Source organism: Inquilinus sp. YAF38, assembly GCF_052113205.1.
Taxonomy (GTDB): Bacteria; Pseudomonadota; Alphaproteobacteria; order DSM-16000; family Inquilinaceae; genus Inquilinus.
Genome location: NZ_JBFRCU010000009.1, coordinates 1 through 12427, shown reverse-complemented (window position 1 = coordinate 12427; position 12427 = coordinate 1). Strand labels below are relative to the sequence as shown.

Here is a 12427-nt window from a genome sequence, read left to right as displayed (position 1 = left end):
CGCTCGAACTGCCTTGCCGTCGTGGCGTCTCAGGCGAGGTTGAAGGGCAGCTGGCGCAGCGGCTTGCCGGTGAGCTGCGCGATGGCATTGGCGAAGGCGGGCGCCAGCGGCGGCAGGCCGGGCTCGCCCATGCCCGTCGGCGGCTCGGCGCTGGGCACGATGTTCACATCGAATTCGGGCACGTCGGTGATCCGGGCCACCGTGTAGTCGCCGAAATTGCCCTGTTCGACGACGCCGTCTTTGAGGGTGATGGCCGAACCGGCCAGGCACATCGACAGACCCATGATGGCGGCACCCTGGACCTGCGCTTCGATGGTGCGCGGATTGACCGCCAGGTTGCAGTGTATACCGGCGGTGACGCGGTGCAGTGTCGGCTGGCCGTCCTGCACCGAGGCTTCGACCACATAGGCGACCACCGACTCGAAAGACTCATGGACGGCGACGCCCCAGGCGCGGCCGGCCGGCAGGGGCGCCTTGCCGTAGCCGCTCTTGTCCACCGCCAGCTGCAAGGCGGCGCGATGGCGCGGGTGATCGTCGCCGAAGAGCTGCATGCGATAGGCGACCGGGTCCTGCCGCGTCGCCCGGGCGATCTCGTCGAGCAGAGTCTCCATCACGAAGGCGGCGTGGGTGGAGCCGACGCTGCGCCACCAGAGCACCGGCACGTTGAGCTTGGGATGGTGCACCGTCAGACGCATCGGCAGCGGATAGGGATCGCGCATGCCTTCCGTGGCCGTGGCGTCGATACCGTCCTTGATCTGGAAAGCAGCGAACACGGTCCCGGCCAGGATGGACTGGCCGACGATGACATGATCCCAGGCCAGAACCTTGCCTTTGTCGTCGAAGCCGATACGCGCACGATGCAGGTGCATGGGTCGGTAGAAGCCGCCCCTCATGTCGTCTTCGCGGCTCCACAGCGTGCGCACCGGTGCATCCAGTCCCGCTGCACGCGCCGCCTTGGCGATCGTGCAGGCCTCGACCGCGACATCGTTGGTGCTGGATAAGCGCCGGCCGAAGCCGCCGCCCGCCATCTGCACGTGGACCACGACCTGATCCGGCTCGAGGCCGAGCGCGGTCGCGGCAGCGCCGGCATCGAGCCCGGCGCTTTGGCTGCCCATCCAGATCTCGGCACGATCGTCGGACAGCCGAACCGTGCAGTTCAGCGGTTCCATGGCTGCGTGGGCAAGGTAGGGAAACACGAACTCGGTATCGAGCTTCAGGGGCGCGGGGGCCAGCGGCGCCATGTCGGCGTCGAATTTGCGCGGCCCGGGGCGATCGGCCAGTTCGCGGTACTGGGCAAGCTGCTTCTCGCTGTCGACCTTCTCGACAGCCGACGTGTCCCATTCCAGCGTCAGCGCCTCCCGGCCCTGCGTGGCCTGCCAGTAGCCCTCGGCCACCACGGCCACGCCTTCAGCGCCACCGTCCAGCGGCACGCGCAGGACCGCTTTGACGCCCCTGACCGCACGGGCCGCACTGTCGTCCACCGCGGCCAGACGGGCGCCGAACACCGGCGGGCGCGCCACCACGGCGGTGAGCTGACCGGGCAGGCGCATATCGATGCCGAAATCCTGCCGCCCGCTGCTCTTCGCCGGCGCATCCAGGCGCGGCGTGGGACGGCCGATGATGCGGAAGTCCCTGGGGTCCTTCAGCGCGACGGTCTCGGGCACGGGCAGCGCCATGGCGGCCTCGGCCAGCTCGCCATAGCCGGCCTTGCGGTCGCCGGGCCCGAGCACGGTGCCGGCCTGCGTGCGCAACGTGACGATGTCGACGTTCCAGCGCGCTGCCGCGGCGGCGAGCAGCATGGCCCGAGCCCGTGCGCCGAGCTCGCGATACTGGGTGAAGCTGTTCTTGATCGTGTTGGAACCGCCGGTCAGGTGGATGCCGAAGATCGGATCGACATAGGCGGCGTCATTCGTGCCGTGTTGGCTGCGCACCAGGCTCCAATCGGCGTCGAGCTCCTCGGCCAGGATCATCGGCAGGGCGGTGTTGACGCCCTGTCCAAACTCCAGCCGGTTGATGGTCACGGTGACCTCGCCATTGCCGGCGATCTGCACGAAGGCAGAGGGCTGCTGCGTCGGCTTGAGGGCGTTGGCGGCCTGGCCTGCCGCGCCCGCCTGGGCCATCGCGAGGTGAGGAAACACACCGAGTGCCAGCCCGCCGGCACCGGCCAGCTTGAGGAAGCTGCGGCGCGGCAGCGCCTTGGGCGCGCGCTCTCCGCGGCTCATCAGATGCTGAAGCGCGCGCGGCAGCTCGCCGGGGTCGATATCGTGCAACATGGCGGCTCCTTCAGGCGAGCGTGCTGGCGGCGTCGGCGACGGCCGCACGGATGCGGGCATATGTGCCGCAGCGGCAGATGTTGCCGGACATGGCGGCATCGATGTCGGCGGCGGCCGGCCGCGCGCCGCTGGGTAATGATCTGAGAAAGGCGGTCGCGCTCATGATCTGGCCGCTCTGGCAGTAGCCGCATTGGGCGACGTCATGCTTGACCCAGGCCGCATGAACCGCGGCGCCGATGCCGTCAGCTCCCTCGGCGACGGCCTCGATGGTGGTGATCTTCCTGCCCCCGGCCTCCGACACCGGCGTGCTGCAGGACCGGATGGCCTCGCCGTCCAGATGCACCGTGCAGGCCCCGCACAGAGCCGCGCCGCAGCCGAACTTGGTGCCGGTCATGCCCAGCGTATCGCGCAGGGCCCAAAGGATCGGCGTGGCCGGGTCGACATCGACCGTGTGCTCACGGCCGTTCACAACAAGCTGCACCATACTATCCTCGCGACTGACTGAGGTGGCGTTGCCAGCCGATCGAGGACGCAGAGTCCGGGACCCGCCGACCCGATCAGCGGATCCGGAAGGTCCGCACCATCCCTGTTGGATCACTGCAGGCTACGACGATCGCTATCTGCCGATTAGCCGGCGGCTCGCAATAGGGTCTATTCACCGGATGCATCAATCCCGGCCGAAATTGCGGGCAGGAGCTGCGCTGCGCCCGAGCAGCAAAGTGATTCAAGTGCAATGCGGCTCGTTTCTATGCAGTATCTGCATGAATGGAACGGAACCAGCTGAACGACCTTGCGGCCTTCCAGATCGTCGCGGATGAGGGCAGCTTCACGCGCGCCGCAGCGAAACTGGGCATGTCGCAACCGGCTTTGAGCCATGCCATGAACGCCCTCGAGCGGCGGCTCGGCCTGCGCCTCCTGGCCCGGACGACACGCAGCGTCGCGCCGACGGATGCCGGCCAGCGCCTGCTGCGGATGCTGCGGCCGGCTCTGGCGGACATCGAGGCCGGCCTGGCCTCGCTCAGCGAATTGCGGGACACCCCGTCGGGCAGCTTGCGGATCAGCGTACCCAAACCCGCCGCCGGCTTCGTCATGACCGCGCTTGCGCAGTTCCTGCCTGCCTATCCCGACATAGCGGTGGAGGTGGTCAGCGACGACAGCTTCACCGACATCGTCGCCGGCCGGTTCGACGCGGGCGTGCGGCTGGGCGAAAGCATCGACCAGGACATGATCGCCGTGCGCATCTCGCCCGAGATCAGCATGGCGGTGGTCGGATCACCGTCCTATTTCGCCCGGCGCCCGAGGCCGGAAACCCCGCATGATCTGGCCGCCCATACCTGCATCAACTATCGCAGTGGCCATGCCGGAGGACTCTATGCCTGGGAATTCGAGCGCGACGGCCGGGAATTGTCGGTCCGGGTGCAGGGCAGCTTCATCTCGAACGACTCGGACCTCTCGCTCGATGCCGCCCTGAGGGGGCTCGGGATCGCGATCCTGTTCGACTATCAGGTGGCGGACCTCGTCGCCTCCGGCCGTCTGGTGCGGGCCCTCGAGGATTGGTGTCCGCCCTTTCCGGGCTTCTATCTCTATTACCCCAGCCGGCGGCACACCCCGCCGGCCTTGGCAGCGCTCATCCATGCGCTGCGCTGGAGGGATTAGCCGGGCGCGGCCTGCATTCAGCATCCCTCCGCTCCCGATGCAATCTTTAGCAGATTGACATTTTCATTCGCTTAAGAGATCTTTAGTTTTAATTTTTAATCCGTTTTAGAAAAAATCAACCGAGCACCGCCCTCGGGCCGGCGCTGGAGCAAGCAGACGCAAGTCTCGGGAGCCAGTCCTCCGACAAGTCCGTCGCACGTTCGATGAGAACTTAGGAGGCTGACATGACGAAAGATGCGCGTGGATCGAGGGATCCCAACGGCACGACGCATTGTCGGGTCGATATTCATATCGAGAACAAGGGCGACGTTCATGTCCACGCGTGCTGCGCGGAGGACAAGGAGCCAGCGGACACCGAGTGCCCGAGTGACTGCGCACCGCCCAGAACAGAGGGCGCCTGCATCCCGCTTGGGCTTGGCTGCAAGCCGAAGCAGAGTCGTGCCCAGAAGCTCGAACGGCTGCGCTCCCGCAGCTCCGTTCCGAGCGCGTTGGCCGCGTCGTTCTTTCAGACGGCACGACGGCACCTGGCAGGGGCAAGCGCGGCAAACGATTTCGAAGCTGCGGTGTTTCCGGTCTTCGCCGGCATGTCGCCGTCGGTTCGGGGCGTCCTGGCCTGCGCTGTCGACAGCTATGAGACGACGCCCGCGGACCTGCGCGATGCCGGGCTCGATCCGTCGATCCTCGCCGATCCCACCAAGCCGGTGGATACCGCAACGTTGACCGCGGCGGTGGTCCGCGAGATCACGCTGCGGGCCGCCGAAACCGCGTTCGGGGACGTCACCGCGCTGGAGGAGCGGCCGGGCCTCAATCGCTTCTTCGATCCCGGTGGCGAATTTTTCGAGGCGCAGCTTCAGATCTGCCGGGTCAACGACTTGCGCACCGCAACGCACCGGCCGCCGATACCGCTGGGCGACCGGCTGCCGGGCGAAATCCAGCAGAGCTGTACGCTCATCCTCGGCTCTGACGGAGTCATCCGGCAGAATTGCAGCGTCCAGACCGGCAACTGCCCGGGCAATGAACTGCTCGATTCGGTCTGCGCCCGGGTGCCCGACATCGCCAACGGCGACAGCGTCATGCTGAGCGGCGTCAACTTCATGAACATCGACATGAAGGTGCGGCTGAAGGCGCGGGTCGGGGCCGGCTCTGCCGAAGTGGATGCGCATGTCTTCGGCGACCTGACCACGCCGCTGAACGAGGAGGTCGGCGGGCAAACCGTGCTCATCCGCGATTGCCGCGTGAAGGACCAGGCAAGCTTCGTCGTGCCGGACGACCTGCCGCCGGGGATCTATGAGCTGCAACTGGCGATGCCGAACACCACCGGATTCCCGATCTTCGGGCCGACGGTGCTATCCAACAGCGAGTTCATCAACATCGTGCCGCCGGCAACGGCGCGGTTCCAGATCGTCGCCGAGCGGATGCGGGCCCGGCAGGAGACGTCGCCGCAATCCTTCGGCTCGGACGAGGTGGCACTCACCTTCCTGGCGGCGGAGTTGTTGGCGGACGGGTCGACCGGCTCGCTGCAGAAGCTCACCAAGCGCTTCGGCGATGTCGATTCGGGCGAGAACCGGACCATCGATCAACCCATCTTCATCCAGTCCCAGCCCGCACTCGGGATGGCGATGAGCGTGGTCGGCTTCGAGGTTGACAGCGAGCGGGCGTTCCGCGAGCAGTTGAACGACTTCCAGGACGCCTTCGTCGACTATCTGAGCCGGGCCTGGGAGAAGCTGAAAGAGGCGCTCACCACCGGGGCGGGAGCGGCGATCAAGGTCCTCGGCTTCATCAAGGGAGCGGTCGCGATCGCCATTGCCGCGGTGATCGGCATTGCCATCATCGCGGTCATTGCGCGCTGGGCACCAGCGGACCTGATCATGGATGACGCCATTGGCTTCTCGGTGATCGAGTTCGCGGAGCTGACCAATGTCGATGTGCCCACGGGCGGAATCACCCAGCACCAATCGCCGCAGGATCTCGAAGTGGTGGTGACGCCGCTCGACAAGACCGCGCTGACGTATCGCGAGTTCCGGGAGTATGTCGCCGATGACGAGGACAGCCGGTACGAGGTCTATCTACGCTACAACCGGATCGCATAGGCGCCTGCGCAAACCGACCAGGCTGCCTTTCGTCATCAGTGATCGAGAGAGGTCGGGCCTGCAACCGCAAGCCCGGCCATCGCCTGCCCTCACCCCAGACAGAGGCACTGGGAGATAGGTCATTGCCCGCTCATCGTTAAAAACACATCTCAAGATATATCTTGAAACCGATCTTCAAGCGCCATATCTTTCGATATATCGAAACCTATGGAGTGAATTCGATGTTCGGAAGACATCATCGCGGTCATCGCGACGATCATGGCCATCGCGGCGATTGCGGCGGCGGCGGCGAGGAGATGTGGGCCGGCGGGCGCGGCCGGGGCGGACGGATGTTCGGTCATGGCTTCGGCGGCGGGTTCGGCGGCCGCGGCTTCGGCGGCGGCGGCGACATGATGCGCGCCGGCCGGATGCTGGCCCAGGGCGACCTGCGCCTGCTGGCCCTGGCCCTGATCGAGCAGCAGCCGCGCCACGGCTACGAGATCATCAAGCTGATCGAGGACAAGACCGGCGGCTGGTACAGCCCGAGCCCGGGCACGGTCTACCCGACCCTGACCTATCTCGAGGAAGCCGGCTACGTCACGGTCGAGGCCGAGGGCAGCAAGAAGCTCTACACCATCACCGCCGAGGGCCGCGCCTATCTCGACAGCAACCGCGGCATCATCGACGCCGTGCTGGGCCGCCTGGCCGCGGCCGGCGAGAAGATCGCCTGGGTCAACAAGATGATGGGCGGCGAGCGGGACCGCGAGCGCGAACGGTCGAGCCGGCTGCCGTCGCTGGTGGTCGCGGCGCTGGACAACCTGCGCGAGGCGAGCGAGCAGAAGCTGGATGCCGGCACCGACCCCGACGCCGAGACCCGGATCGTCGAGATCCTGGCCCGGGCCGCGGCCGAGATCCGGCGCAACTGAGGGCGGCGGCATGAGCCCCGCCCTTCTTCCCCACCCCGGGCCTGCCCCTGCCCTGGCCCGGCTGCGCGACGCCGGGCTGCGGCCGACCCGGCCGCGCCGCATCCTGCTGGCGGTGCTGGCCGAGGCCGACCGCGCGCTCGACGCCCGGGAAATCTGGGGTAGAGCACGCCGGCTGGACTCGCGGATCAGCCTGGCCACCGTCTACCGCTTCCTGGCGGCGCTGCGCCGGTCCGGCCTCACCGGCTGGCGCGACGACGCGCCGAAACGGCTGGCGATCGGCCCGGCCGCCGCGCCGCCGGTGGAGACGCTGACGCTGGGCGAGGTCCAGCTGCGCGCCGCCCTGGCCGACGTGCTGCGCCAGTTCGGCTACCGCCTGGTCCGCGCCCGGTTCGAGCTCGAGGTCGAGAAGCTGCATCCGGAGGCCCCCTTGGCCGATCCCGACCCGCTCCCGGCCTTTGCCAAGCTCACCTGCATTCCCTGAGATTCAGGCCGGTCGCGCCGGCATGCTAGGGTCGGCCAATGGCACCGACCTTCCTCACCGACGGGCCGCCTGAGGCTCGCATCACCATCCTGCTCGCCCATGGCGCCGGAGCGCCGATGGATTCGGCCTCGATGACCGCGGCGGCGAAGGCGCTGGCAGAAGCCGGGTTCCGGGTGGCGCGCTTCGAGTTCGGCTACATGGCGGCGCGGCGTGACGGGCAGCGCAAGCCGCCGCCGCGGGCCGATACCGTGATCCCGGAATACCGGGCGGCGGTCGACGCCCTCGGCGCCACGGGACCGCTGATCATCGGCGGCAAGTCGATGGGCGGCCGTGTGGCCTCGATGGCCGCCGACGAGCTGCATGCCGCCGGCCTCATCGCCGGGCTGCTGTGCCTGGGCTACCCCTTCCACCCGCCGGGCAAGCCGGCGCAGCTGCGCACCGCGCATCTCGCCGGGCTGGCGACGCCGACGCTGATCTGCCAGGGCACGCGCGACGAGTTCGGGACGCGAGACGAGGTCGCCGGTTACGCCCTGTCGGACCGGATCGAACTGTTGTGGCTGGAGGATGGCGACCACGACCTGAAGCCGCGCAAGAGCATCTCCGGTTTCACCGCCGCCGACCATCTGCGGACGATGGCTGCTGCTGTGTCCGACTGGGCCGGACGGATCACGCGGCCGACGGGCTGATCCTTATACCGGCGGCCCGAAACCTTAACCCGTCATGGCGAGCCCCGCAGGGGCGTGGCCATCCAGTGGCTCCGGCCGTCCACAGATGGATGGCCACGTCGCTTCGCTCCTCGCCATGACGAGGGAGGAGCTGGAAGAGTCGCTCTCGAAGCMGGCGCCGGTATTACTCCCCGCCCCCGCCCTTCCGGCGGCCGGAGAGGGCGACGATCATGCCGTGCAGGGTCCGCACCTCCTGCTCCGACAGCTGGGCGCGCTGCAGGAAGGCGCGGATGTTGCGCTGCATGCTGGGCTTCTTCTCCGGCACCCGGAAGAAGTTGCCGGCGTCCAGCGCCTCCTCCAGATGCTCGAACATGTTGACCAGCTGGTCCTTGGTCGCCGGCGGCGCGTCCTCCTCATAGTCCAGCCGCCGCTCCGGCGTCGCGTTGCCGGCGGTGAACCATTCATAGGACACCAGCAGCACCGCCTGGCCCAGATTCAGCGAGGAGAAGGCGGGATTCAGCGGCACGTTGACCACGGCATCGGCCAGGGCGACATCGTCATTGGTCATGCCGGTGCGTTCCGGCCCGAACAGGATGCCGGCCCCGACTCCCGCGGCATGGTGCGCCCGCATCTCCACGGCCGCCCGGCGCGGCGTCACCACCGGCTTCAGCTGGTCGCGCAGCCGCGCCGTGGTGGCGTAGACGGCGCCGAGATCGGCGATCGCATCCTCGGTGCGGTCGAACACCCGGACATGGTCGAGCACGGCATCGGCGCCGGAGGCGGTCGGCACCGCCTTCGGGTTCGGCCAGCCGTCGCGCGGCCGCACCAGGCGCAGGTCGGTCAGGCCGCAATTCAGCATCGCCCGTGCCGCGGTGCCGATGTTCTCGCCCATCTGCGGCTCGATCAGGATGATCGCCGGGCCGCCCAGCAGCGGGTCGCGGGTCTGGTCGGTGCCGGCCATCAGATTGGAGCCGTGGCGCCGGCCTGCAGCAGCGCATAGGTGAAGCTGTCGCCCAGCGCCTCGAAGGAGGCGTCGATGACGTTGGTCGAGACCCCGATGGTCGACCAGCGGGTACCGTCGGCGTCCTCGGTCTCGATCATCACGCGCGGCATGGCGCCGGTGCCTTCGTTCGAGCGCAGGATGCGGACCTTGAAGTCGACCAGCCGCAGCGGCTTCAGCCCGGGATAGATCGGCTCCAGCGCCTTGCGCATGGCGTTGTCGAGCGCGTTGACCGGGCCGTTGCCGAAGGACACCTCGTGCCAGGTCTTGTCGCCGACGCGCAGCAGCACCGTGGCCTCGGATTCCTGCACCACCTCGCCGCGGGCGTTGAAGCGCCGCTCATCGACCACGGTGAAGCGGTCCATGGCGAAATAGGCCGGCACCTGGCCCAGCATGCGCCGGGCCAGCAGCTCGAAGCTGGCGGCGGCGGTATCGTAGGAATAGCCCTCGAATTCGCGTTGCTTCACCAGGTCGACCAGCCGCTCGACATTGCGGTCCTTCGGGTCGATGGCGACGCCGATCTCGGCGAAGCGGGCCAGGATGTTCGCCCGCCCGGCCTGGTCGGAGACGACGAGGTGGCGGCGGTTGCCCACCCGCTCCGGCGCCACATGCTCGTAGGAGCGCGGGTCCTTGGCGATGGCGGAGACGTGCAGCCCACCCTTGTGGGCGAAGGCGCGGCCGCCAACATAGGGCGCGCCGGATTGCGGCGTGCGGTCCAGCCGCTCGTCGAACCAGTGGCTGAGATCGGTCAGCGAGGCCAGGCCGGCCTCGGTCACGCCGGTCTCGTAGCCCATCTTCAGCGCCAGGGTCGGGATCAGGGTGATCAGGTTGGCGTTRCCGCAGCGCTCGCCCAGGCCGTTCAGCGTGCCCTGGATCTGGCGCGCCCCGGCCCGCACCGCCGCCAGGCTGTTGGCGACGGCGTTGCCGGTGTCGTCATGGGTGTGGATGCCCAGCCGGTCGCCCGGGATGTGCCGGGCCACCGCCGTGACGATCTCGCTCACCTCATGCGGCAGGGCGCCGCCATTGGTGTCGCACAGCACCACCCAGCGGGCCCCGGCCTCGTACGCCGCCCTGGCGCAGGCCAGGGCATAGTCCGGATTGGCCTTGTACCCGTCGAAGAAATGCTCGCAGTCGAAGCCGGCCTCGCGGCCGCGGCCGACGATCTCCGCAACGCTGTCGCGGATCAGCTCGAGATTCTCCTCGCGCGGGATGTTCAGCGCGACATCGACATGGAAGTCCCAGGTCTTGCCGACGATGGTGATCGCCTGGACATCGCAGTTCAGCAGCGCCGACAGGCCGGGGTCGTTGGCGGCGCTGCGGCCCGGCCGCCGGGTCATGCCGAAGGCGGTGAAGCGGGCATGCGCCAGCTTCGGCGGGTCGCGGAACAGCGCGTCGTCGGTCGGGTTGGCACCCGGCCAGCCGCCCTCGACATAATCGATGCCGAGCGCGTCGAGCTTCTTGGCGATGGCGATCTTGTCGGCCACCGAGAAGTCCACGCCCTGGGTCTGCGCCCCGTCGCGCAGGGTGGTGTCGAACAGCCAGATCCGCTCGCTCATCGCCTCACCCCACCCGGCGCCACAGCGTGCGGTCCGGCTTGTCCTCCAGGGCGATGCCGGCGGCCACCAGCAGGTCGCGGAGGCGGTCGGCCTCGGCGAAGTCCTTCGCCGCCCGCGCCGCCCGGCGGTCTGCCACCAGCGCGTCGATCTCGGCGTCGTCCAGCCCCGAATCCGCCTTCGGCCGCCAGCGGAACCAGTCCTCCGGCTCCTGCTCCAGCAAGCCCAGCAGTCGGCCGCCGGCCAGCAATCCGGCCTTGAGGCGGGCCTGCTCGGCGGGATCCGTCGCCTTGTTCAGCTCACCCACGGTTTCGTGCAGTGCGGCCAGAGCCTCCGGCGTGTTGAGGTCGTCCTCCAGCGCCGCCAGCACAGCCGGGGGCACCTCGCCCGGTTCGATCGACGCGGGGCCGATGGCACGCAGCGCGCCATAGAACCGGTCGAGCGCCGCCCGGGCCTGGCGCACCCCGTCCTTGGTGAAGTCGAAGGGCTGGCGGTAGTGGCCCGACAGCAGGGCATAGCGCAGCACCTCGCCGGGGAACTCCTCCAGCAGCTCGTGCGGCGTGTAGAAGTTGCCGAGCGACTTCGACATCTTCTGGCCTTCGACCTGCAGGAAGCCGTTGTGCAGCCAGGTATTCGCCATCACCGGCGTGCCATGGGCGCAGCGGCTCTGGGCGATCTCGTTCTCGTGATGCGGGAAGACGAGGTCGATGCCGCCGGCATGGATGTCGAAGATGGTGCCGAGATGGGCGGCGGCCATGGCCGAGCATTCGATGTGCCAGCCCGGCCGGCCGCGGCCCCAGGGGCTGTCCCAGCCCGGCTGGTCCTCGGTCGACGGCTTCCACAGCACGAAATCGGCCGGGTCGCGCTTGTAGGGCGCCACGTCGATCCGGGCGCCGTCGATCAGCTCGTCGCGGTTGCGGCGCGACAACTGGCCGTAATCCGGCATCGACGGCACATTGAACAGCACATGGCCATCGGCGGCGTAGGCGTGGCCCTTGTCGATCAGCGTGCCGATCATCGCCTGCATCTGCGGGATATGCTCGGTGGCGCGCGGCTGGATATCGGGCAGCAGGGCGCCCAGCGCCGCCATGTCCGCGGCGAAGACCTCGCCGGTGCGCCGGGTCAGCTCACCGATCGATTCCCCGTTGGCCTTCGCCCGCTCGATGATCTTGTCTTCGATGTCGGTGATGTTGCGGGCATAGGTCACCTGCGGATACAGCGTCCGCAGCAGCCGGTACAGCACGTCGAAGACGACGATCGGCCGGGCGTTGCCGATATGGGCGTAGTCGTAGACCGTCGGGCCGCAGACATACATCCGCACATGGCTCGGGTCGATCGGGACGAAGAGCTCCTTCGTCCGGGTGAGCGTGTTGTGCAGAGAGAGCGCCACGGGCCGCAATCCTAAGGTCAGACCTGTCCGGTCGGGACCGCGACGATTACCAGATCAGGCCCCTGGCGTCCAAGGCTCCGGCCGCAGGGCAGCCCGGTCAGCGACGCTTGCCGAACCAGCCCTTGCGCTGCGGCACCACCGGGGTGCCGGCCATCAGCGGCGGGCCGGCGGGGGCTGCCTCAGGCTCGTCGAACTGGGCGGTCAGCGACGGGCGATGGGCRCGGGCCGCCGGAGAAGGGCGCGGCGGTTCCGCCACCGCAGGCCCCAGCCGGGCCGCGCGGGCAGGCTCGGTCGGTGGCTTCACGCGCAGGCGGGGTGCCGGCTCCACCGGTCGCGGGGCCGGCGCCGGGTCCGGGCGAAGTGCCGGGGCGGCCTGACGGGCCGCCGGCGCCGCCGCGGACGGGCGGATCTTCT

General features: G+C 68.6%; 10 protein-coding genes and 1 pseudogene. 5 read left to right on the top strand and 6 right to left on the bottom strand.

What is annotated here, in order from left to right; genetic code table 11:
* Window positions 1-29: 29 nt before the first annotated feature.
* Both AB4Z01_RS05910 and AB4Z01_RS05905 read right to left on the bottom strand, forming a co-directional pair.
* Window positions 30-2273 (bottom strand): molybdopterin cofactor-binding domain-containing protein, encoded by a 2244-nt coding sequence (locus AB4Z01_RS05910; RefSeq protein ID WP_441691549.1) that lies wholly within the window; start codon window positions 2271-2273, stop codon window positions 30-32.
* Window positions 2274-2283: 10 nt separating this feature from the next.
* The gene (locus AB4Z01_RS05905; protein WP_441691546.1) at window positions 2284-2757 is read right to left on the bottom strand and encodes a (2Fe-2S)-binding protein; all 474 of its coding nucleotides are present in this window, start codon (window positions 2755-2757) and stop codon (window positions 2284-2286) included.
* A gap of 281 nt (window positions 2758-3038) precedes the next feature.
* On the opposite strand from AB4Z01_RS05905, the gene AB4Z01_RS05900 reads away from it, so the two are divergent.
* The 5 genes from AB4Z01_RS05900 (at window position 3039) to AB4Z01_RS05880 (ending at window position 8091) form a co-directional block, all read left to right on the top strand.
* Window positions 3039-3929 (top strand): LysR family transcriptional regulator, encoded by an 891-nt coding sequence (locus AB4Z01_RS05900; protein WP_441691543.1) that lies wholly within the window; start codon window positions 3039-3041, stop codon window positions 3927-3929.
* Between the two features lie 224 nt (window positions 3930-4153).
* Window positions 4154-6019, top strand: a complete 1866-nt coding sequence (locus AB4Z01_RS05895; protein ID WP_441691540.1) for a hypothetical protein — start codon at window positions 4154-4156, stop codon at window positions 6017-6019.
* A gap of 221 nt (window positions 6020-6240) precedes the next feature.
* Complete coding sequence (locus AB4Z01_RS05890) at window positions 6241-6924, top strand: PadR family transcriptional regulator (protein WP_441691537.1); 684 nt, start codon at window positions 6241-6243, stop codon at window positions 6922-6924.
* Window positions 6925-6934: 10 nt separating this feature from the next.
* Window positions 6935-7405, top strand: coding sequence for a Fur family transcriptional regulator (locus AB4Z01_RS05885; RefSeq protein WP_441691535.1), 471 nt, complete (start codon window positions 6935-6937; stop codon window positions 7403-7405).
* A 38-nt stretch (window positions 7406-7443) separates the two neighbouring features.
* Window positions 7444-8091: an alpha/beta hydrolase family protein gene (locus AB4Z01_RS05880; RefSeq protein ID WP_441691532.1), complete on the top strand. Its 648-nt coding sequence runs from the start codon at window positions 7444-7446 to the stop codon at window positions 8089-8091.
* A 163-nt stretch (window positions 8092-8254) separates the two neighbouring features.
* Here the strand turns inward: AB4Z01_RS05880 and AB4Z01_RS05875 are convergent, their stop codons facing one another.
* From AB4Z01_RS05875 to AB4Z01_RS05860, 4 genes and pseudogenes are all read right to left on the bottom strand, one after another.
* Window positions 8255-9031, bottom strand: coding sequence for an RNA methyltransferase (locus tag AB4Z01_RS05875; RefSeq protein ID WP_441691529.1), 777 nt, complete (start codon window positions 9029-9031; stop codon window positions 8255-8257).
* Window positions 9031-10626, bottom strand: a complete 1596-nt coding sequence (cimA, locus tag AB4Z01_RS05870) for a citramalate synthase (RefSeq protein WP_441691526.1) — start codon at window positions 10624-10626, stop codon at window positions 9031-9033. Before cimA ends, AB4Z01_RS05875 begins: the two co-directional genes overlap by 1 nt.
* 4 nt (window positions 10627-10630) lie before the next feature.
* Window positions 10631-12013, bottom strand: a complete 1383-nt coding sequence (gene cysS / locus AB4Z01_RS05865; protein ID WP_441691524.1) for a cysteine--tRNA ligase — start codon at window positions 12011-12013, stop codon at window positions 10631-10633.
* Window positions 12014-12110: 97 nt separating this feature from the next.
* Window positions 12111-12427 (bottom strand): annotated as a pseudogene (locus AB4Z01_RS05860) (hypothetical protein); the annotation flags it as partial.

What these genes read in the sequence shown, in the direction of transcription:
- AB4Z01_RS05910 (WP_441691549.1), bottom strand. Translation starts at nt 2,273, where the DNA reads ATGTTGCACGATATCGACCCCGGCGAGCTGCCGCGCGCGCTTCAGCAT.
- AB4Z01_RS05905 (WP_441691546.1), bottom strand. Translation starts at nt 2,757, where the DNA reads ATGGTGCAGCTTGTTGTGAACGGCCGTGAGCACACGGTCGATGTCGAC.
- AB4Z01_RS05900 (WP_441691543.1), top strand. Translation starts at nt 3,039, where the DNA reads ATGGAACGGAACCAGCTGAACGACCTTGCGGCCTTCCAGATCGTCGCG.
- AB4Z01_RS05895 (WP_441691540.1), top strand. Translation starts at nt 4,154, where the DNA reads ATGACGAAAGATGCGCGTGGATCGAGGGATCCCAACGGCACGACGCAT.
- AB4Z01_RS05890 (WP_441691537.1), top strand. Translation starts at nt 6,241, where the DNA reads ATGTTCGGAAGACATCATCGCGGTCATCGCGACGATCATGGCCATCGC.
- AB4Z01_RS05885 (WP_441691535.1), top strand. Translation starts at nt 6,935, where the DNA reads ATGAGCCCCGCCCTTCTTCCCCACCCCGGGCCTGCCCCTGCCCTGGCC.
- AB4Z01_RS05880 (WP_441691532.1), top strand. Translation starts at nt 7,444, where the DNA reads ATGGCACCGACCTTCCTCACCGACGGGCCGCCTGAGGCTCGCATCACC.
- AB4Z01_RS05875 (WP_441691529.1), bottom strand. Translation starts at nt 9,031, where the DNA reads ATGGCCGGCACCGACCAGACCCGCGACCCGCTGCTGGGCGGCCCGGCG.